Raw genomic sequence first — 19,602 nt, forward strand, 5'->3', positions numbered from 1 at the left:
TCAGGCGTCGTCGTTGGCTTTGATCAGGCGGTCGTAGGCGTCTTGGTCGAGCAGGGCGGTGACTTCGCTCATGTCGGCCGGGTTGAAGCGGAAGAACCAGCCGTCTCCCAGCGGGTCTTCGTTGACCAGCTCGGGGCTGTCGTTGAGGGCTTCGTTGACGGCGACCACTTCACCGGCCAGGGGCATGTACACGCCGCTGGCGGCTTTCACCGATTCCACGGTGGAGGCTTCGGCGCCTTTGTCGTACTGCTGCAGCTCTGGCAGTTGCACGTAGACCACATCGCCAAGGGCGTTCTGGGCGTAGGCGGTGATGCCCACGGTAACGCTGCCATCGGCTTCGACGCGCAGCCATTCGTGATCTTCAGTGAAACGCAACTCGCTCATGGGGAATCCTCGGGAAGCAGGGCGTTAGGCGCGGTGGCTCCGCGCTCTTGGGGTTGGGATTCCCTTAGCAAAAATGCGGCCAATCGTTAAAAAACCTTTTAAATCAATATGTTAATTGTTTTACGTATTCAGTTTGTCATTCTTGTGGAATGAAAACGCTACAGCGGGAGGGGGATGGAAAAGGGTTTGGGGATCAAACCCTTGCACTGCCGTATCTGAATGTGTGTGTATCGATTTGAATACGGTGTATTTAAATCGATACGGTATTGCCTGCGGGGTGCCAGCCTGGCACCGCTGACCGTTTCGACATTGTGCGAGTATTTTTGCGGTCATGGTGTAACTACTTCCTGGTCCTGGTCCTGGTCCTGGTCCTGGTGGGCGCGCTATGTTGTTCAAACCAGCCGTGGTCACGACACCACGCCACCGTATCGGCGATTGTCAGCTCCAGCGCCCGAAAGCTCAGGCCAAGCGCGTGCTCGCTTTTGCTGTGGTTGAAACGCGTACGATCCTTTTCGCGTACCAGCAGGCGCAGCGTGGCCAAGCTCAGCAGGATGGGCTGGCCGGTGAGCCGTGAATACATTTCCTGTACTGCGGCCAGGCAGAATAACAACGGCAACGGTAAATGCCGCGCGGGCGTTCGTACGCCGGCCAGACGGCCTACTATTGGTACCAGTTCAGCCATGGTCATATGTCGCCCGGCCGCCAGGTAGCGTTCGCCGCTTCGTCCTTGTGTGGCTGCGGCAATCTGCGCCAACGCTACATCGCGGGCGTCGACCACCGAGAAACTACCCGGGATCAAGCCAGGCAATTTGCCGCGCACGACATCGTTGACCAGTTGCCCGGCTGACGTAGGGCCGATGTCGCCAGGGCCCCACATCCAGCCGGGGAGCACCATGCAGGCGTGCATGTCGGGGCAGGCATCGAGAAACTCAGTCACGACGCGGTCGGCGAGGAGCTTGCTGCGGTAGTAGTCATCTGCATCTGCTTCGGCCCGCAGGCATGTCTCATCGATCGACGTGCCTGGTGCCCCGTCGAGCACTGCAATGGACGAGGTATGGATAAACCGCCGGATGCCGGCCAGGTAGGCTTGCTCCAACAGGTGGCGGGTACCGGTCACGTTGATCTGCTCGAGTGCTTGCCAGTGGCTACCGCCTTTGTAGTTGTCACGAAAGAACGCTGCAGTATGGAACACCGTATCGCAGCCGCGCAGCGACGCCGCGAAAGCGTCGACATCGGCCATGTCGCCTTCGACCAGCTCTACTTCGGGCAGATCAGCGAACTGCTGTTCCCCCTTTGCTCTTGACCGCACCAGCCCTTTGACCGTGTAGCCATGAGCGACCAGTTCACGGACCAGGTTGTTGCCCAGCAAGCCGGTTGCTCCGGTAACGAACACATTGCGCATGGCTCAACCCTCGCTCTGTTCGGCAGATGGCTTCAACATGGCACTGTCGAAAAACACCGCTTCACGGATGGCCAGGCCATTTCTGAAGGTGAAGTGCGCCGCATAGTGCACGCAAATCCGACGCCCATGGGCCGGAACGATCACGCCTGCTGGCAGCAGCAGCGGGGCAGTGAAGGTGCCGGTCAGGACGGCGGTCATTGCCAGCCGATCGTCCGAGACCATGAATGGGGTCAGGGCCACCTGGGCATCAGGGAGTGCGCTGAACAGCGCCATCTCCCGCGCGCGCATGGCTTCGCGCCCGGTTTGGGTCGTCATGCCGTCCAGGTACACGAAGTCTTCGTCGACCAGTGCCAGCAGCCCTTGCACATCACGCTGGTTAAAGGCATTGGCGGCGCGTTGGGCATAGTCCTTGGGGCTAGTCATCATGCAATCCATTCCATTTGTTCAGAGGGGCCCAAGGTATACTCCCGCGCTTGCTGTCGAAAAACAGCGCCTACTGCATAGTGGGTTTGCGAATTTGCAGACCAGGGAGAGGCCAGCACATATGGCATTGCAGGAAAACTGGGACGATCTTCGGCTGCTATTGGCCGTATCGCGGCGTGGCAGCTTTCTTCGCGCTGGCGAGTTGCTGGGTATTGCACCATCGACCGTTTCGCGTCGCCTGACCCAGCTTGAGGCTGCATTGGGCGAGCCGCTCGTCGAGCGGGGCGTAGAGGGATGCAGGCTGACCTCGCGCGGTCAATCGCTGGTCGAAGTGGCCCAGACAGCAGAAGCTGGGCTACAGCGCCAGACGCCTGCTGGCGCAGCCGAGCTGCCTTGCGAACTCTCTGGCACTGTGCAGGTGAGCGCAGGGGAAGGCTTCTCGACTTGCGTACTGGAGGCGGCCAATCGCTTCACCGGACTACACCCGGGGTGCTCGGTGGAGTTGACCGTGACCGCCGACTTCCACAAGATCGTCCGGGGTGTGGCGGACATTGCCGTGCGCACGGCCCACCTGGGTGAGCCCTCACTGATTTATCGGCCGATAGGCCGGCTTGGCTATGGTGTGTTCGCCGCTGCTGGTTACCTGCACCGTTTTCCGGGGGTTACCCCTGCGACGGCGGTCAATATCGGCCTGCTTCCGCCGCTGGACGTGTTGCCGCAAGTACGTGCGGCAAAGGCGGGGGGGCTGGAACGTGCGCCGATCCGCGTGACCTCGTTCAGCGCACAGCTCGAATCGGTGAGACGAGGCATGGGGGTGGCGGTACTGCCCCGGATTCTGGCCAAGGATTTGATCGAGTTGTTCGTCGACCTTCCCCTTCCAGATTTGGAGGTCTACATGGTGACCCGGCCACAGGCATTGAAGCAGCCTCACATAAAGTGCTTTTTCTCGATCCTGGAGGAAATGCTGCACCAGGCCCTGTCTACGGATTCTGGGCAGGACCTGGCGCAGCAACATACCGGCTGAGCGTTCAGCGTCTGGCTCAAAAGAACGGCAACGCCAGATACAGCTTGATCACGATGACATTGATGATGTCGATGAAGAACGCCCCCACCATCGGCACCACCAGGAAGGCAATGCGCGAGGCTCCGTAGCGCTGGGTCACCGCTTGCATGTTGGCGATTGCCGTTGGCGTTGCACCCAGGCCGAAACCACAGTGCCCGGCGGCCAGTACCGCTGCATCATAGTTGCGGCCCATGACCCGGAACGTGACGAATATCGCGAACAGTGCCATGACCAATGTCTGTGCGGCGAGCAATGCAAAGAATGGTAATGCCAGCGCTGAAAGGTCCCACAACTTGAGCGACATCAAGGCAATGGCCAGGAATAACGACAAACTCACATTGCCCAATACCGAGACTTCCCGTTCGAAGACTTGATAAAAGCCGAGCGCCGAAAGGCCGTTTCGCAACACCACGCCCACAAACAACACGCAAACGAACGTAGGCAGTTCAAACGCAGTGCCTTTCAGCATACCGTTAAGTAACGAGCCTGCGAGCAAACTGACAGCGATCAGCGCCAATGTTTCGATAAATGAAAACGGCGTGATCAAGCGTTCTTTGTCTGGTTGTTCGAAACCCTTGGGCAGTTGTGGTGCTGGTTCTTCGATACCAGGTGTCGTTACCCGTCTGATCAACAACCGGGCGACCGGGCCACCAATAAGGCCACCCAGTACCAGGCCGAAGGTAGCTGATGCCATTGCCAGTTCGGAGGCCGACGCCAGACCGAACTTTTCGGTGAAAGTGGCCCCCCACGCGGCGCCTGTACCGTGACCGCCGGACAAGGTAATAGAGCCGGCCAGCAGGCCCATCAGCGGGTCGAGGCCCAGCGCCGTTGCCAGGCCGATACCCATGGCGTTCTGGACCAGCAACAAGCCGGTCACCACCAGCAGGAACACGGTAACCACGCGGCCACCTTTTTTCAGGCTGGCGAAGTCTGCACTCAAACCGATGGTGGCGAAGAATGCCAGCATCAGAGGAGTTTGCAGTGAAGTATCGAATTGCACGTGGATATCGAAACTGCGCAACGCCAGGAACGCCAAGGCCACTACCAGGCCGCCAGCGACAGGTTCCGGAATATTGTAAGTGCGCAGGAAACCAATACGCGCGACCAGGCCGCGCCCCAATAACAGTACCAAAGAGGCGGCTACAAGCGTCCCGTAAAAATCGAGTTCAAACATCAGGTGCTCTCGTTATATCCAGTAGCGGACCACTTCCCGCTATGGGGCGGACAAGTGGGGTGACAGGTGGGAATACACTGTCACCATTCTACGAGGCATACGTGGGAGAGTATCTTTCACTGGCGTAGGAAAAGCCTGAATAACAACCGGATTATTACAATAACTATCAGGGGCCGCTTTGCGGCCCATCGCAGGCAAGCCAGCTCTCACATGGCACAACACATGACTCATTGGTTCAGCGAGGTACTGTAGGAGCAGCCTTGTGCTGCGAAGAGGCCGGTACTGACAAAGCCTGTCTATTGCTTGTACCGGCCTCTTCGCAGCACAAGGCTGCTCCTACAAAGGACGCTTCAATCGAGCGATATTTGTTCTCTGCGCGACAGCGCAGCCCAAAAGGGCTGGCTTGCCTGCGATGGGCTGCATAGCAGCCCCGTTGACGCTATCTGACAGGTATCAGGCTTTGCTCGGTATTCCATATTTGCGCAGGCGCTGCGCAATGGCGGTATGTGAAGTTTGCAAGCGCCCGGCCAGTTGCCGCGTGGATGGGTAGCTGGCGTACAGGCGTTGCAGCAGTTCGCGCTCGAAATCACTCACGGCCTGTTCCAGGCTGGCCACTTCGCCGTCCTGACCACGGGCCACCGAGGTGCCGGCGATGTCCAGGTCACCAATATCCACCAGGTTGCCCTCGCAGATGGCTGCGGCGCGGAATATCACGTTCTGCAGCTGGCGCACATTGCCCGGCCAAGGGTTGGCCAGTAGCGCCGAATGGGTGGCCGGGGTCAGCCTGCAGGGTGGACGCTGGATCTGCGTGCAGGCCTGCTGCATGAAGAAATGCGCCAGCATCAGGATGTCCTGGCCACGGTCGCGCAGCGGTGGCACTTGCAGATTGAGCACGTTCAGGCGGTAGAACAGGTCTTCGCGGAAGCTGCCTTCGGCGACCATGCGCTCCAGGTCGCGGTGGGTGGCGCTGATGATGCGTACATCCACCTTCACTTCGCGGTCACCACCCACCCGGCGGAAGCTGCCATCGCTGAGAAAGCGCAGCAGCTTGGCCTGCAGGTATGGCGACATCTCGCCGATTTCATCGAGGAATACCGTGCCCTGGTTGGCCAGCTCCATCAGCCCGGGCTTGCCGCCCCGTTGTGCGCCGGTGAAGGCCCCGGGGGCGTAGCCGAACAGTTCGCTTTCGGCCAGGCTCTCGGGCAGCGCAGCACAGTTCAGCGCCAGGAATGGTGCCGCGTGGCGGCTGCTGATGGCGTGGCAGGCGCGGGCTACCAGTTCTTTGCCGGTGCCGGTTTCGCCATGCACCAGCAGCGGTGCATCGAGCGCCGCCACGCGCAGGGCGCGGGCCTTGAGGGTGCGGATGGCCGGTGACTCGCCGAGCAAGGCATCGAAGCCTTCGGCATGGTCGTGGTGCAGGGCCGACAGGCGTTCGCCCATGCGCGTAGGCGGGTACAGCGTCAGCAGGCCACCGGCGTTGGTGATCGGCATGGCGTCCAGCAACAGGCTCTGGCCGTTGAGCTGCATCTCGCGCATGGGCAGGTGGAAGTTGTTGTCCAGCAGGGCCTGCAGCAGCGCCGGGTCGCCGAACAGCTCACCCACCGAGCGCCCGGCCGATTCGCGGCCGCACAGTTCGATCAGCGCCGGGTTGGCCAGCAGCACCTTGCCGGCACTGTCCACGGCCAGCACCGGGTCGCTCATCGCAGCCAGCAGGGCATCGAGCTGCAGGTGCCGGCGTTGGCCAGGGAGGATGTCGACCACGTCCACCGATTGCACGCCATGTACCTCGAACAGCGCGTCGTGCAGTTCTTCGAGCACGGCGGGGCTGAGGGTAGGGGCGTCGATGTATACGTTCGGCGGGACCATCTCCACGGCGTCCAGGTTGAGGTTGCGGGCACCGAGCAGGGCGAGGACTTCCTGGGTGATGCCGACGCGGTCGATGAAGCTGACGTGGATGCGCATGGGGAGGGTGCGGTTGTGGCTGGGGGAGGGCGGTAGTATGCCTCAACATTGTCGGGGCCGCTTTGCGGCCCATCGCGACACAAGGCCGCTCCTACAGGTACAGCGCCACACCCTGTAGGAGCGGCCTTGTGTCGCGATGGGCTGCAAAGCAGCCCCCGGATCCTGAAATCACTCCAGATGTTCAGGCTTGATCGGGTCGCCCGATTTCACATCCAGCTTTTCGCGAATGTCCGCGAACATATGGTCATAAAGCTTGTGCGGCGAGCTCAGGCTCTCGAACTTCTTCGGTGGCTTCAGGTACGACTGCGCCCTTCGGCTCAACTGCATGAGGAAGCTGGGCAATACCTGGTCCTTGGCCAGGAAGAACTTTTCTTCCACTGGCTTGCCTTCGATGCTGCCATGCATCTTGAACTGGATGCCTCTACCTTCCTTGGGGTCCGACACTGCCTCGTATTCGATGTTCAGGTCATAGCTGTGGTCATTCTGGTTCAGCGCGGTGCGCTCGATGTGTACATGACCGGGTTGGTACTGGGCCATGGCAAGCTCCTTTGGAAGGTCGAAAATGGCGGACGCTGGCGCCCGCCTACTGCATTCAACGGTAGCTGATCCCCGGCTTCGCGGTGGAAACGCGCGTGCCGGCGGTGCCTTTGACGATGTCTTCGATGTTCTCCAGCGAACTGATCACTGCCACTTTGCCGGTGTTGCGGGCAAAGTCGCAGGCGGCCTGCACCTTCGGCCCCATGGAGCCGGCGGCGAAGCCAAGGCGTTCGAGTTCGTCGGGGTGGGCCTGGGCAATGGCCTTTTGTGTGGGCTTGCCCCAGTCAACATAGGCCGCATCGACATCGGTGGCAATGATCAGTAGGTCGGCGTCCAGCTGCTCTGCCAGCAGGGCCGAGCACAGGTCCTTGTCGATCACCGCCTCGATGCCCTTGAGCTTGCGGTTCTCATCGTACATGGTGGGGATGCCGCCGCCGCCGGCGCAAATCACGATGCTGCTCTTTTCCAGCAGCCACTTGATCGGGCGGATCTCGAAGATGCGTTTGGGTTTCGGGCTGGCCACCACTCGGCGGTACTTGTCGCCGTCGGCCTTGACCACCCAACCCTTTTCCTTGGCCAGGCGCTCGGCCTCTTCCTTGCCATAGACCGGGCCGATGAACTTGGTCGGGTCCTTGAAGGCGGGGTCGTTGGCGTCCACTTCGACCTGGGTCAGCAGGGTGGCGAACGGCACTTCGAAGGCCAGCAAGTTGCCCAGTTCCTGTTCGATCATGTAGCCGATCATGCCCTCGGTCTCGGCCCCAAGCACGTCCAGCGGGTAGGCCTCGTCGGGCTTGTAGGACAGGCCCTGCAGCGACAGCAGGCCAACTTGCGGGCCGTTGCCGTGGGCGATGACAAGCTCGTTGCCTGGGTGGATCTTGGCGATCTGTTCGGTGGCGGTGCGAATATTGGCGCGCTGGTTGTCAGCGGTCATGGGCTCGCCGCGACGCAGCAGGGCGTTGCCGCCCAATGCAACAACGATACGCATGGGGAATGTCCTTTGCGGATATAGGGTGAGCGCCTCGATCCATTGTGGGAGCTGGCTTGCCGGCGATCACCGGCGAAGCCGGTGCCATGCACCGAGTTGCCTGTATCGCCGGCAAGCCAGCTCCCACAGGATCGAGGTGGTTGTCAGAGGTCAGCCAGTGTCGACACCAGGATCGCCTTGATCGTGTGCATGCGGTTTTCCGCCTGCTCGAAGGCGATGCAGGCCGGCGACTCGAAGACGTCGTCGGTCACTTCGATACCGTTGGCCAGGTCCGGGTACTGTTCGGCGATCTGCTTGCCTACCTTGGTTTCGGAGTTGTGGAACGCCGGCAGGCAGTGCATGAACTTGGTCCGCGGGTTGCCGGTGGACTTCATCAGCTGTGCATTCACCTGATACGGCTTGAGCAGCTTGATGCGCTCACCCCAGGCTTCGATCGGCTCACCCATCGATACCCACACGTCGGTGTGCACGAAGTCCACACCCTTGACCGCGGCAACCGGGTCTTCGGTGAGGGTGATGCGTGCGCCGCTTTCCTCGGCGTACTTGTGGCAACGTTCGACCAGGTCGTCATGCGGCCACAGCGCCTTGGGCGCGGCGATGCGTACGTCCATGCCAAGCTTGGCGCCGATCAGCAGCAGCGAGTTGCCCATGTTGTTGCGGGCGTCGCCCAGGTAGGCGTAGCTGATGTCGTGCAGCGGCTTGTCGCTGTGCTCGCGCATGGTCAGCACGTCGGCAATCATCTGGGTTGGGTGGTATTCGTCGGTCAGGCCGTTGAACACCGGAACGCCGGCGAACTTGGCCAGCTCTTCGACGATTTCCTGCTTGAAGCCCCGGTACTCGATGGCGTCGTACATGCGCCCGAGCACGCGGGCAGTGTCCTTCATGCTTTCCTTGTGGCCGATCTGCGAGGAGGTCGGGTCGATGTAGGTGACATTGGCCCCCTGGTCATAGGCGGCCACTTCGAAGGCGCAGCGGGTACGGGTAGAGGTTTTTTCGAAGATCAGCGCGATGTTGTTGCCTTTCAGGTGCTGCTGCTCGGTACCGGTGTACTTGGCGCGCTTGAGGTCGCGGGAAAGGTCCAGCAGGTAGCGCAGCTCACGGGTGGTGTGGTGTTCCAGGCTGAGCAGGTTGCGGTTGTGAATATTGAACGCCATGACTTTTCTCCTTGAGTTTGGTGAACGCACCGGCCGCCGCTTTATGAGGGCGGCCGGGGGTAATGGTCGTTAGTAGTCGATCGGGTCGCGCACGATCGGGCAGGTCATGCAGTGGCCGCCGCCCCGGCCCCGGCCCAGTTCGCCGGCACTGATGGTGATGACCTCGATCCCGGCCTTGCGTAGCAGGGTATTGGTGTAGGTGTTGCGGTCGTAGCCAATGACCACGCCCGGTTCCATGGCCACCACGTTGTTGCCGTCATCCCACTGTTCGCGCTCGGCGGCAAAGCTGTTGCCACCGGTTTCGACCACGCGCAGCTTGACCCCAAGCTGCTCGCCCACCACCTCGATGAACGACTTGTTCTCGCGGCGCACGTCCATGCCGTAAGGCTTGCTTTCGTCCGGGCGGATGATGAACGGCACGATCTCTTTCACCACTTCCGGGAAGACCGTGACCAGGTCGCGGTCGCAGAAGCTGAACACGGTGTCCAGGTGCATGGCAGCACGGGATTTCGGCAGGCCGGCGACGATGACTTTTTCCACCGCGCCCTTGGCGAACAGGTTTTGCGCCAACTGGCCGATGGCCTGGCGCGAGGTGCGCTCGCCCATGCCGATCAGCACGATGCCTTTGCCGATCGGCATCACGTCACCGCCTTCGAGGGTAGCGTTGCCGTGGTCCTTGTCCGGGTCGCCGTACCACACCTGGAAGTCGGCGCCGGTGAACTCCTTGTGGAACTTGTAGATGGCGGTGGTCAACAGGGTTTCCTGGCGGCGCGCCGGCCAGTACATCGGGTTGAGCGTGACGCCGCCATAGATCCAGCAGGTGGTGTCGCGGGTGAACTGGGTGTTGGGCAACGGTGGCAGGATGAAGCTGGAGTGGCCCAGGTAGTCGTTGTACATCTTGACCACGCTGGCGCCTTCGCTTTCCGGCAAGTCCTGGCCTGCCACGCCGCCGATCAGGAACTCGGCCAGATGGCGTGGCTCGAGGCCTTCGAGCCAGCTTCTCACTTCGTTGGTCAGGCCGACGCCGACAGTGTCGGAGGTGATCTTGCGATCGAGGATCCACTTCAGTGCTTCGGGTTGCTGGACGATGTCGGTCAGCAGGTTGTGCATCTCCAGCACATCCACGCCACGCTCGCGCATCTTGGTGACAAAGTCGAAATGGTCACGCTTGGCCTGGTCGACCCAGATCACGTCGTCGAACAGCAGCTCGTCACAGTTGCTCGGCGTCAGGCGCTTGTGCGCGAGGCCCGGCGAGCAAACCATCACTTTGCGCAGTTTGCCGGCTTCGGAGTGGACACCGTACTTCTGTTTTTCAGCGGACATGATTTCATTCCTCCAGTTGAACGAAGACGTGGGTCAAAGGGTCAGGAAGCCGTCGTACAGGCCAAAGGCTGCCACCAGGGCACCGATGACCACGGCTGCGAAGATCAGTTTTTCCACGTTGGTGAAGACAGGTTGGCCAACCTCACGCTTGGCCTTGGCGAACAGGATTGCGCCAGGTGCGTAGAGGAGGGCCGAGAGCAGCAGGTATTTCACGCCACCGGCGTACAGCAGCCAGACGGCGTACAACAGGGCGATACCACCGATCACCAGGTCCTTCTGCCGTTCGGCCAGGGCCTGCTCGTAGGTTTCGCTACGCAGAGCCAGCAGGAAGGCATAGGCGGCCGACCACAGGTAGGGCACCAGGATCATCGAGGTGGCCAGGTAGATCAGCGACAGGTAGGTACTGCTGGAGAACAGCGTGATCACCAGGAAGATCTGCACCATGGCGTTGGTCAGCCACAGGGCGTTGGCCGGTACCTGGTTGGCGTTCTCGCGGCGCAGGAACTCCGGCATGGTATGGTCCTTGGCGGCGGCGAACATGATCTCGGCGCACAGCAGCACCCACGACAGCAGGGCCCCGAGCAGCGAGATGATCAGGCCGACGCTGATCAGTACCGCGCCCCAGTGGCCGACCACATGCTCCAGTACGGCAGCCATCGACGGGTTCTGCAGCTTGGCCAGTTCTGGTTGGGTCATGATGCCCAGCGACAGCACGTTGACCAGCACCAGGAACAGCAGCACGGTGACGAAGCCGATGACCGTGGCCTTGCCCACGTCAGAGCGTTTTTCCGCCCGCGACGAGAAGATGCTCGCACCCTCGATGCCGATGAACACCCACACGGTGACCAGCATCATGTTGCGCACCTGGTTCATCACGCTGCCCAGCTCTGGCGTACCTACCGCCCAGATGTCGGCGGTGAAGATGTCGAGCTTGAAGGCGAACAGGCAGATCAGGGCGAACAGCAGCAGCGGTACCACCTTGGCCACGGTGGTGATCAGGTTGATGAATGCTGCTTCCTTGATGCCGCGCAGCACCAGGAAATGCACGGCCCACAGCAGCACTGATGCGCCGATGATGGCGGCCGGGGTGTTGCCTTCGCCGAAGATCGGGAAGAAGTAGCCCAGGGTACTGAACAGCAGCACGAAGTAGCCGACGTTGCCCAGCCAGGCACTGATCCAGTAGCCCCAGGCCGAGGAGAAGCCCATGTAGTCGCCAAAACCGGCCTTGGCGTAGGCATACACCCCGCCATCCAGGTCAGGCTTGCGGTTGGCCAGGGTCTGGAACACGAACGCCAGGGTCAGCATGCCGACCGCGGTGATCGCCCAGCCGATCAGTACAGCACCAACCCCTGCGCTGGCAGCCATGTTTTGCGGCAGCGAGAAGATCCCGCCACCAATCATCGAACCGACGACAAGTGCAACTAACGCGCCGAGCTTTAGTTTTCCGGATGAATCAGACATTTAATAACTCCTGCCAGGAGAAAGTTGACGACAGAGTAAATCCGACGCCGCTGCCATTCGCTGACTTGGGTCAGTTCATGGCGACGTGAAGTAGGAAAATTCCTTCACGAAGCTCCTGGAGAGTGCCGACAACTTATGCCGCAGGCCTTGCATGCTGGCACCTCCATGTCCATCTAGAGCAAACGCTCTGTTCAGCCTGCGATGCTTGACGCTAGCCGTTTTTGCCGCTTTCGCAAATTTTTCACAAGAATTTCGAGTTTTATCGGATTCTTTTCTAGTTGCTCCGGAGCTGCTAGGTTTTACTCAAAAGCTGGCATAGACAAAGCAGTTATTAGTGCTATAGCTTCATTGGTCAGGATCATTATAAGTAGCAACACTTATATGGACCGCATGGCTGTTTCAAGCCCATGACAGTGCGCAAAAAAAGGAAGGCTCATGAGCGAACCGGGACAGAAGCTGCGCCTGGGCGCGCTGATCGCATTGGTGGTCGGCTCGATGATTGGAGGCGGGATCTTCTCGTTGCCGCAGAACATGGCGGCGCGTGCCGATGTGGGGGCTGTGCTGATCGGTTGGGGTATCACCGCAGTCGGCATGTTGGCCCTGGCTTTCGTATTTCAGACCCTGGCCAACCGCAAGCCGGAGCTGGACTCGGGAGTGTACGCCTACGCCAAGGCCGGCTTTGGCGAGTACATGGGTTTTTCCTCGGCCTGGGGCTACTGGATCAGTGCCTGGCTGGGCAACGTCGGCTACTTCGTGCTGCTGTTCAGCACCCTGGGTTTCTACTTCCCGGTGTTCGGCGAGGGCAACACGCCAATCGCCATCGGCTGCGCTTCGCTGCTGCTCTGGGCGGTGCATTTCCTGGTGCTGCGCGGCATCAAGGAAGCAGCATTCATCAACCAGGTGACCACCGTGGCCAAGGTGGTACCGTTGCTGATTTTCGTGGTGATCGCGGCGTTCGCCTTCCGCGCCGATATCTTCACACGTGACATCTGGGGCCTGAGCAACCCGCAGTTCGGCAGCGTGCTGGAGCAGGTGCGCAACATGATGCTGGTCACCGTGTTCGTGTTCATCGGTATCGAGGGCGCCAGCGTGTATTCCGGGCGCGCCCAGCGCCGCTCGGATGTGGGCAAGGCCACGGTGATCGGTTTCCTGGGGGTATTGGCGCTGCTGGTGCTGGTCAACGTGCTGTCGCTGGGGGTGATGACCCAGCCGCAACTGGCCGGGCTGCAGAACCCGTCACTGGCTTCGGTGCTGGAGCATATCGTCGGGCCATGGGGTGCCTTGCTGATCAGTATCGGCCTGGCGGTTTCGCTGCTTGGCGCGCTGCTGTCGTGGGCGTTGCTGTGTGCCGAGATCCTCTACGCCACGGCGCGGGACAAGACCATGCCGCGTTTCCTGGCCAAGGAAAACGCCAACCATGTACCGGCCAACGCCCTGTGGCTGACCAACTGCATGATCCAGGGCTTCCTGCTGATCACGCTGTTTTCCGCCGGTACCTATACCAGCCTGATCTACCTGGCCTCGTCGATGATTCTTGTGCCCTACCTGTGGTCGGCGGCCTACGCCGTGCTGCTGGCGGTACGTGCAGAAACCTACGACGAGCAGCCGGCCCTGCGCCGCAAGGACCTGCTGGTGGCGCTGGTTGCCCTGGTATATGCCGTGTGGCTGTTGTACGCCGGCGGGCTGAAGTACCTGCTGCTGTCGGCGCTGCTGTACGCGCCGGGCGTGATCCTGTTCGCCAGGGCCAAGCATGAGCAGGGTAAAACCTTGTTCACCACTTGGGAAAAGCTGATTTTCGCTGCCGTGCTGGCAGGTGCCGCGCTGGCGGCCTATGCCCTGTACTCAGGGCTGCTGAGCTTGTGACGGGGCAGGGCAGGGGGCGTGCTCGGGGCGGGACCAGATCCACAGGTTGCCCAGGGTCATGCCGGCAATGGCCAGGAACACCGGCCAGCGGTGTTCCAGGAACGTCAGCATCAGGCCCGCGCACAGCAGCATGCTGAGGGTCGCGCTGACCTTGGCCCGGCGCTGGATCACCTTGCCATTGCGCCAGTTGTGCAGGATCGGCCCGAACAACCGGTGGTTTTCCAGCCAGGCAGACAGGCGCGGCGAACTGCGTGTGGCCGCCCAGGCAGCCAGCAGGATGAATTCGGTGGTCGGCAGGCCGGGAATGACGATCGCGACCAGGCCCACGCCCAGGCTCACGTAAGCCAAGGTCGCATACAGCAGGCGGGCGAGTTTCGAACGGGCGGGTCGGGTCATGGTCTCACTGCATGGAAGCGGTTCGGCCACCGGTAGGGTGGCCGGGGTATGGCGTGTCAAACCAGCGCGGCATCTGCAGCATAGGCATGCTTGAGCAGCTTGGTGAAGCGCTCGAAGGCAGCAACTGCGCCGCGTTCGGCAGCGGCTTCCTCTTCGGCCGACAGGGCCAGGCCATCAAGAATGCGGGTGAACTGTTTCCAGCCTTCGGCACGGCCACCGGCCGGTTCGCCCAGGTGTCGGGCACCGAAAGTTTCGGACAGTTCCAGGGCCACGGCACGCTTGATCAGAAACGCAGCGCCCAGTTTGGAGCCTTCGGAGACGAAGATCCAGCCCATTGCCTCGCCCAGGCTCGGGTTGCGCAGGGCCCCCGGTACGGCTGGCGGTACTTCGGTGTCGAGGTCGGCGAGGTCCAGGCGGGCCTGTTCGGCACGGCAGCGCTCGGCCAGGTCGGGGATGATGGCGATCAGTTGCGGGTCGTTGTACAGGGCCTGCAGCTCGGCCTGGAACAGGTACTGGGCGACCACGAAGCGGGCGAAGCTTTCGCGGCTGTCGAAGGGCGCGTGGGCTTTGACCAGGGCATCCAGTTCGGCGTGGGGGGCGTGGGTGATCTGGTTGAGGCGCTGGGAGCGCAGGGCTGGGCGGTCGGTCATGGGGCAGTCCTTGGAAAAGGGGGCGTCTAGAGACAAGACGAAACAGCGGGGCTGGGACAGTAAAAAAATCGGGTTTTCGTGTTGCCTGTACTGGCCTCTTCGCGGGCTTGTCCGCTCCCACAGGTCCATCGCAGGCCCAAGGCTTGCGCAGTATCTGTGGGAGCGGGCGAGCCCGCGAAGAGGCCGGTACAGACGCAAGGGGTCAGATATCCCAAACCACATTGATGCCGAAGTTGCGCCCCGGCATGGTCAGGCGGTCGATGTTGGCCGGCTGAGTCACGGCCGCTTCACCCTGGCCGTCGTAGCTGCGTACCGAATCCCACTGCCAGTACTTCTTGTCGGTGAGGTTGTACAGGCCGGCGTTGATGGTCACGTCGTCGGTGACCTTGTAGTAACCGGTCAGGTCCAGCACCCCGTAGCCCGGGGTGCGGAACTTGGAGCTCGAGCCGTCGGGCGAGTAGAAGGTGCTGTCGTCGACGCGGGTCTTGCGCTTGACCAATGTCCAGCTCAGCAGGCCGCCGTAGTGTTGTTGTTCGTAACCCAGGCCGAACACGCCCTTGAGCGGGTTGACGCTGTTCAGTGGCTCGCCGGTGTCATCGTTTCGGCCATAGGTGTAGGCGATCGAGCCCTGGGTATACAGGCCCTGCGGCGCACCGAAGTGGTCGAGGTTCAGGCGGCCCTTGACCTCGGTACCCTTGATGGTGGCGTGCTTGATGTTGTTGGCCTTGAAGGTCTGCTCCAGGTTGGCGCTTTGTACGGCATCTTCGTCGATGAAGTCGCGGTACTTGTTGTAGAACACCGCCACGTCGAAATTACCGGCGTCGAAGTTGCCACGCAGGCCGGTTTCATAGCTTTTGCTCTTTTCGGGTTCGAGCCCCGGGTTGCCTTCGACGCGGTAGCCTTGCTCGATGTTCTCAAACTTCCCGTACATGGATTTGGCGGTCGGGGTGCGGAAACCTTCGGCGTACTGGCCATACCAGGTGTAGTTGTCGCTGAAGGCGTAGGTCAGGCCGAACTTGGGCGAGACGCGGTGCCACTTCTTGTCCGAGTCGTCCTGGGAGGTAGGTGCGGTACCGCTGGACTCCAGGCCACGCAGGAATTCCTCGGTGAACCTGGGCTCCATGCGCGTGTAGTCGTAACGGGCACCAGGCATGAAGGTCCAGTTGTTCCAGCGGATTTCATCCTGCACGAACAGGCTGTAGGTGTTCACCGTCGGGTCCGGGAAGTCGCTGACCAGGGCCTGGCCGTCTGCCGGGCGCTCGGCGCCAGCGGCAGAACAGCCTGAACCAACGGCCAGGCAGGTACCGGTGCCGCTGCGGGAACCGGTGACCTTCTCGTGCTTGAGGGTGGTGCCGTACGTCAACAGGTGGTCGGTGGCGCCGAGGCTGAAGGCCTTGTCCAGCTGGGCGTCGAATACCCACTGGCGGTCCTTGTACAGGGTGTCTCGGGTACGCAGTACCTGACGGCCAGGCGGTGCGTAGACTTCCTCGGTGTGCTGGTCGGTCTTGGCGATCTGGTAGTTCAGGCTCCACTTCACATGGTCGGCGACCAGCGAATCCAGGCCGAACTCATGGTTGATGCCAAAGCGTTCGCGGGTGATGGTGTCGTTGCCATTGCGCGCCTTGTAGTACCCCGAGGCACCAAAGCCAGGAATGAAAGGCCCGCCCACCGCACTGAGGATGTTCTGGTCGCGGTCATCCTTGTAGCGTTCGTAGGTGAAACCCAGGCGCGCGTCGTCGGCGTAGTTCCAGCCCAGCTTGGCCAGCACGTTTGTGGTGCGCACGTCCATCGGGTTGGCTTCGGTACGGGCCAGGCCGTCACCGCTGTGGCCGCCGTGGGTCTCGGTTTCGTGGCCGTTGCGCTGGCTCAGGTGCAACAGGCCGTCGAAGTCGCCCTGGCGGCCGGCGACGGTGGCGGAGGTCAGCCAGCTTTCGTCGGCCGAGCTGTAGCCGGTCTTCAGGCGGGCACCTGCGTCCTTGCCGGGCTTGATGATGTCGTCCGGGTCGAGGGTGAAGTAGCTCACCGCGCCGCCGATGGCGTTGCTGCCGTACAGCACCGAAGCCGGGCCGCGGAGGATTTCCACACGCTTGACGATCTCCGGGTCAACGTAGTTGCGCTGGGTCTGGGCGTAGGGGCCGAAGAAGAAACTGTCGGGGATCGACACGCCGTCCACCTGGGTGAGGATGCGCTCGCCATCGATACCACGGATGTTGTAGCCGTTCAGGCCGCTGCGCTGGCCGGTGCCGGCTACCGACACACCCGGTTCGTAGCGCACCAGGTCCTGGATGTTGTTCACGTTCTGCCGGTCCAGTTGCTCGCGGGTCTGCACGCTGACGGTGCTCGGCACCTGGCTGACGTCCTGGGCGCTGCGGGTGGCGCTGACGGTCACCTGCTGCAGGGCAATCACATTGGCGCTGGCCTGGCGTTCGAGCACCACATTGCCGTTGCTGATCTTGCGAAAGCCCAGGCCGGTGCCGTGCAGCAGGCGCTTGAGCGCGGCTTCCGGTGGTAGCGAACCCTGCACCCCTGGCGATGCCACGCCGTCGGCCAGTTCGGCGCTGAAGCCGACCTGCCAGCCGGTGACCTGGCTGAAAGCATTGATGGCCGTAACCAGCGGCTGCTGGCCGATGCTGAAGCGGTAGTCGCCCATGCGCGGGCTGCTGGCCTGTGCCGGCTCGGCGGCCAGCGCCGGCAGGCTGATGGCGCCACTGGCGAGCAGGGCCAGGTTCAGTAGGGAAAGGCTCAGGAGGGACAGTTGCCCTCCATGGCGAGGAAGGGTGGAGGGGCGGGTAGGACCTGTGGACATCGGAAGCGCTCCCTGACGCGCGGACTGTTATAGGTGATGGCTGTCCTCGTTTTCAAACGAGAATCAGTTGCATTGGCTATAACGAGACGGGCGGGGTAGCGTGACTGCGTAAAAATAAATTCAGGGGACCATGATCATGTGCTGCCTGCACGGGCCTCATCGCCGGCAAGCCAGCTCTCATAGAACAACACATGACTCATTGGTTCGGCGAGGTTCTGTAGGAGCAGCCTTGTGCTGCGAAGAGGCCGGTACTGACAAAGCCTGTCTGTTGCTTGTACCGGCCTCTTCGCAGCACAAGGCTGCTCCTACAAAGGCCGCGTCAGACGAGCGATATTTGTTCTCTGCGCGACGCGCAGCCCAAAAGGGCTGGGTAATCTCCCACAGGGACATCGCATTGCTTGAGGCCAATGCGGTCGGGGTGGGAGCTGGCTTGCCGGCGATGAGGCCGAGACAGGCAAAAGATCAGTTCAGGATAACCAGCGCCGGGTACTCATGCAGCTGTGCCGCGGTGATGTGGGCCAGTGCACGCAGGGTTTCCAGCGGCTGGTCGAGGCGGTAGTTGCCGGTGACCGCCAAGTCTTCCAGCTGCGCATTGCGGTTGATGATCCAGCCCGGGTAGTAGCGCTGCACCTCGGCCAGCACCTGGCTCAGCGGGCAGTTCTCGAACACCAGGCGGCCGTCGACCCAGGCCAGGTCCTTGTGCATGTCGGGGCGCTGGCGCTTGCCGAATCCCTGGGGGCCGACGCTGATGCTGTCGCCGGCGCTCAGGCGGATGCGCTGGTCGCGGTCCCCCTGCAGGTCGACATCGCCGCGCTGCACCCGCACCTGTGCCTCGCCGTCGAGGTAGCGCACGGCAAAGTCGGTGTCGCGCACCTGCGCGCGCAACGGCCCGGCCTGCACTTCCAGTGGTAGCAGCGCGCCCTCGGGGACCTGAAAATAGGCCTCACCCTGCAATAGGCGGGCGACCTGGCGACCATCACGCTGCTCGCTGGCAAATGCCGAATTGGTGTTGAGCAGCACTTTCGCCCCATCTTCCAGCTGCAGGCGCTGGCGTTCTCCCACCACTGTCAGGTGGTCGGCCTGCAGGCGCATGGGCAGGTTGCCGAGGGTGAACAGCCCGACCAGCAGCAGCGCTGCCGTGGCCAGGGGTTTCCAGTGGCTGCGCAGGCGCCCGCGCCACGAGCGGCGCTGTTGCCGATGCATCTGCACGGCCACCTGGTGCAGCGGCGCGCCGTTCCACAGGGCTTCTGCCTCCACATAGGCCTCGGCATTTTCCGGCGCTGCGCTCAGCCAGGCTTCGAAGGCCTGTGTGTCGTCGGCATCGGCGCATTGCAGGCGCACCAGCCAGTCCAGCGCCTCGTCCATGGCACGAGCACGGGCGCTGGGCCCGGCGGGTGACGGGCGAGGGGCAGGGCTGTCGGTCACGGTGAATCCTTGAATGGTTTTTTGCGAATGATCAAGGCTGAGGCGGGGTGTGGCAAGGGCTTTGCGTTGCCTCACTTGAGGCGGTCGGCGACACCCATGCAGATCGCCATGATCAGTTTCAGTTCCTTCTGTACCGTGCTGGGCGAAACATTCAGTTGTTCGGCGATTTCCAGGTAGGTGGCGCCATGCAGGCGGCTGAGGATGAAGATGCGCTGCTGGCGTTCGCTCAACTGGTTGAGGCTGATGCTCAGGTGCCTGAGCAACTGCTCGGCATGGGCCGCATCCTCGCTGCTGGTGGCCGGTGCGGCCACGCTGTGCAGGACCTCGTCGGGCACGTCGTCGACCAGCATGCGCGATTGCACCCGGCGTGCGCGCAGGTGGTCGAGGGCCAGGTTGCGCGCGGTCTGGAACACGAACGGCTCGATGTGTTCGATGGGCCGCTCACCGAGCGCGCGGGACACCCGCAGGTAGGTTTCCTGCAACAGGTCCTCGGCCGTATTGGGGTTGCCCACCATGCGCTGCAGGGTGCGCAGCAGGGTAAGGCGCTGGACGAGGAAGACAGAGTTGAACCGGGACTGACTCACTGGGGGACCT

The 19,602-nt window shown here is 62.0% G+C and carries 17 protein-coding genes; 2 read left to right on the forward strand and 15 right to left on the reverse strand.

Going from position 1 to position 19,602, the window contains the following annotated elements:
• The 3 genes from gcvH to GYA95_RS01295 form a co-directional block, all read right to left on the reverse strand.
• Entirely contained in the window at positions 1 to 384 is a 384-nt protein-coding gene (gene gcvH, locus GYA95_RS01285; protein ID WP_015269081.1) for a glycine cleavage system protein GcvH, read from the reverse strand.
• Positions 385 to 724: 340 nt separating this feature from the next.
• Positions 725 to 1,786 (reverse strand): SDR family oxidoreductase, encoded by a 1,062-nt coding sequence (locus tag GYA95_RS01290; RefSeq protein WP_015269082.1) that lies wholly within the window; start codon positions 1,784 to 1,786, stop codon positions 725 to 727.
• A 3-nt stretch (positions 1,787 to 1,789) separates the two neighbouring features.
• Complete coding sequence (locus GYA95_RS01295; protein ID WP_015269083.1) at positions 1,790 to 2,212, reverse strand: ester cyclase; 423 nt, start codon at positions 2,210 to 2,212, stop codon at positions 1,790 to 1,792.
• A gap of 118 nt (positions 2,213 to 2,330) precedes the next feature.
• On the opposite strand from GYA95_RS01295, the gene GYA95_RS01300 reads away from it, so the two are divergent.
• Positions 2,331 to 3,233, forward strand: a complete 903-nt coding sequence (locus tag GYA95_RS01300) for a LysR family transcriptional regulator (protein ID WP_015269084.1) — start codon at positions 2,331 to 2,333, stop codon at positions 3,231 to 3,233.
• Positions 3,234 to 3,249: 16 nt separating this feature from the next.
• Here the strand turns inward: GYA95_RS01300 and gltS are convergent, their stop codons facing one another.
• From gltS to arcD (GYA95_RS01335), 7 genes are all read right to left on the reverse strand, one after another.
• Complete coding sequence (gene gltS, locus GYA95_RS01305) at positions 3,250 to 4,446, reverse strand: sodium/glutamate symporter (RefSeq protein WP_015269085.1); 1,197 nt, start codon at positions 4,444 to 4,446, stop codon at positions 3,250 to 3,252.
• Between the two features lie 453 nt (positions 4,447 to 4,899).
• The gene (locus GYA95_RS01310) at positions 4,900 to 6,408 is read right to left on the reverse strand and encodes a sigma-54-dependent transcriptional regulator (RefSeq protein ID WP_015269086.1); all 1,509 of its coding nucleotides are present in this window, start codon (positions 6,406 to 6,408) and stop codon (positions 4,900 to 4,902) included.
• 168 nt (positions 6,409 to 6,576) lie between these two features.
• Complete coding sequence (locus GYA95_RS01315; protein ID WP_013971111.1) at positions 6,577 to 6,945, reverse strand: DUF5064 family protein; 369 nt, start codon at positions 6,943 to 6,945, stop codon at positions 6,577 to 6,579.
• Between the two features lie 55 nt (positions 6,946 to 7,000).
• Positions 7,001 to 7,930, reverse strand: coding sequence for a carbamate kinase (arcC, locus tag GYA95_RS01320; RefSeq protein WP_003257953.1), 930 nt, complete (start codon positions 7,928 to 7,930; stop codon positions 7,001 to 7,003).
• Between the two features lie 143 nt (positions 7,931 to 8,073).
• A complete protein-coding gene (locus GYA95_RS01325; RefSeq protein ID WP_013971112.1) occupies positions 8,074 to 9,084 on the reverse strand; it encodes an ornithine carbamoyltransferase in 1,011 nt (336 codons plus the stop codon).
• A gap of 69 nt (positions 9,085 to 9,153) precedes the next feature.
• On the reverse strand, positions 9,154 to 10,407 hold the full coding sequence (gene arcA / locus GYA95_RS01330) for an arginine deiminase (protein WP_003257954.1): 1,254 nt from the start codon (positions 10,405 to 10,407) through the stop codon (positions 9,154 to 9,156).
• A gap of 33 nt (positions 10,408 to 10,440) precedes the next feature.
• Complete coding sequence (arcD, locus tag GYA95_RS01335; protein WP_015269087.1) at positions 10,441 to 11,868, reverse strand: arginine-ornithine antiporter; 1,428 nt, start codon at positions 11,866 to 11,868, stop codon at positions 10,441 to 10,443.
• A gap of 435 nt (positions 11,869 to 12,303) precedes the next feature.
• On the opposite strand from arcD (GYA95_RS01335), the gene arcD (GYA95_RS01340) reads away from it, so the two are divergent.
• Positions 12,304 to 13,731 (forward strand): arginine-ornithine antiporter, encoded by a 1,428-nt coding sequence (arcD, locus tag GYA95_RS01340; protein ID WP_013971114.1) that lies wholly within the window; start codon positions 12,304 to 12,306, stop codon positions 13,729 to 13,731.
• Here the strand turns inward: arcD (GYA95_RS01340) and GYA95_RS01345 are convergent.
• The 5 genes from GYA95_RS01345 to GYA95_RS01365 all read right to left on the reverse strand — a co-directional run bounded on the left by GYA95_RS01345 (position 13,711) and on the right by GYA95_RS01365 (position 19,592).
• Positions 13,711 to 14,127, reverse strand: a complete 417-nt coding sequence (locus GYA95_RS01345) for a YbaN family protein (protein ID WP_013971115.1) — start codon at positions 14,125 to 14,127, stop codon at positions 13,711 to 13,713. The two genes, arcD (GYA95_RS01340) and GYA95_RS01345, sit on opposite strands and share 21 nt — an antisense overlap.
• Positions 14,128 to 14,183: 56 nt before the next feature.
• Positions 14,184 to 14,777, reverse strand: a complete 594-nt coding sequence (locus tag GYA95_RS01350) for a biliverdin-producing heme oxygenase (protein WP_015269088.1) — start codon at positions 14,775 to 14,777, stop codon at positions 14,184 to 14,186.
• A gap of 202 nt (positions 14,778 to 14,979) precedes the next feature.
• Complete coding sequence (locus GYA95_RS01355) at positions 14,980 to 17,583, reverse strand: TonB-dependent receptor (RefSeq protein WP_015269089.1); 2,604 nt, start codon at positions 17,581 to 17,583, stop codon at positions 14,980 to 14,982.
• A gap of 462 nt (positions 17,584 to 18,045) precedes the next feature.
• Positions 18,046 to 19,008, reverse strand: a complete 963-nt coding sequence (locus tag GYA95_RS01360) for a FecR family protein (protein ID WP_015269090.1) — start codon at positions 19,006 to 19,008, stop codon at positions 18,046 to 18,048.
• Positions 19,009 to 19,079: 71 nt separating this feature from the next.
• Positions 19,080 to 19,592, reverse strand: a complete 513-nt coding sequence (locus GYA95_RS01365) for an RNA polymerase sigma factor (RefSeq protein ID WP_015269091.1) — start codon at positions 19,590 to 19,592, stop codon at positions 19,080 to 19,082.
• Positions 19,593 to 19,602 lie beyond the last annotated feature (10 nt).

The sequence above is a fragment of the Pseudomonas asiatica genome (genome assembly GCF_009932335.1).
Classification (GTDB): Bacteria; Pseudomonadota; Gammaproteobacteria; order Pseudomonadales; family Pseudomonadaceae; genus Aquipseudomonas; species Aquipseudomonas asiatica.

What these genes read in the sequence shown, in the direction of transcription:
- gcvH (WP_015269081.1), bottom strand. Translation starts at nt 384, where the DNA reads ATGAGCGAGTTGCGTTTCACTGAAGATCACGAATGGCTGCGCGTCGAA.
- GYA95_RS01290 (WP_015269082.1), bottom strand. Translation starts at nt 1,786, where the DNA reads ATGCGCAATGTGTTCGTTACCGGAGCAACCGGCTTGCTGGGCAACAAC.
- GYA95_RS01295 (WP_015269083.1), bottom strand. Translation starts at nt 2,212, where the DNA reads ATGATGACTAGCCCCAAGGACTATGCCCAACGCGCCGCCAATGCCTTT.
- GYA95_RS01300 (WP_015269084.1), top strand. Translation starts at nt 2,331, where the DNA reads ATGGCATTGCAGGAAAACTGGGACGATCTTCGGCTGCTATTGGCCGTA.
- gltS (WP_015269085.1), bottom strand. Translation starts at nt 4,446, where the DNA reads ATGTTTGAACTCGATTTTTACGGGACGCTTGTAGCCGCCTCTTTGGTA.
- GYA95_RS01310 (WP_015269086.1), bottom strand. Translation starts at nt 6,408, where the DNA reads ATGCGCATCCACGTCAGCTTCATCGACCGCGTCGGCATCACCCAGGAA.
- GYA95_RS01315 (WP_013971111.1), bottom strand. Translation starts at nt 6,945, where the DNA reads ATGGCCCAGTACCAACCCGGTCATGTACACATCGAGCGCACCGCGCTG.
- arcC (WP_003257953.1), bottom strand. Translation starts at nt 7,930, where the DNA reads ATGCGTATCGTTGTTGCATTGGGCGGCAACGCCCTGCTGCGTCGCGGC.
- GYA95_RS01325 (WP_013971112.1), bottom strand. Translation starts at nt 9,084, where the DNA reads ATGGCGTTCAATATTCACAACCGCAACCTGCTCAGCCTGGAACACCAC.
- arcA (WP_003257954.1), bottom strand. Translation starts at nt 10,407, where the DNA reads ATGTCCGCTGAAAAACAGAAGTACGGTGTCCACTCCGAAGCCGGCAAA.
- arcD (WP_015269087.1), bottom strand. Translation starts at nt 11,868, where the DNA reads ATGTCTGATTCATCCGGAAAACTAAAGCTCGGCGCGTTAGTTGCACTT.
- arcD (WP_013971114.1), top strand. Translation starts at nt 12,304, where the DNA reads ATGAGCGAACCGGGACAGAAGCTGCGCCTGGGCGCGCTGATCGCATTG.
- GYA95_RS01345 (WP_013971115.1), bottom strand. Translation starts at nt 14,127, where the DNA reads ATGACCCGACCCGCCCGTTCGAAACTCGCCCGCCTGCTGTATGCGACC.
- GYA95_RS01350 (WP_015269088.1), bottom strand. Translation starts at nt 14,777, where the DNA reads ATGACCGACCGCCCAGCCCTGCGCTCCCAGCGCCTCAACCAGATCACC.
- GYA95_RS01355 (WP_015269089.1), bottom strand. Translation starts at nt 17,583, where the DNA reads ATGTCCACAGGTCCTACCCGCCCCTCCACCCTTCCTCGCCATGGAGGG.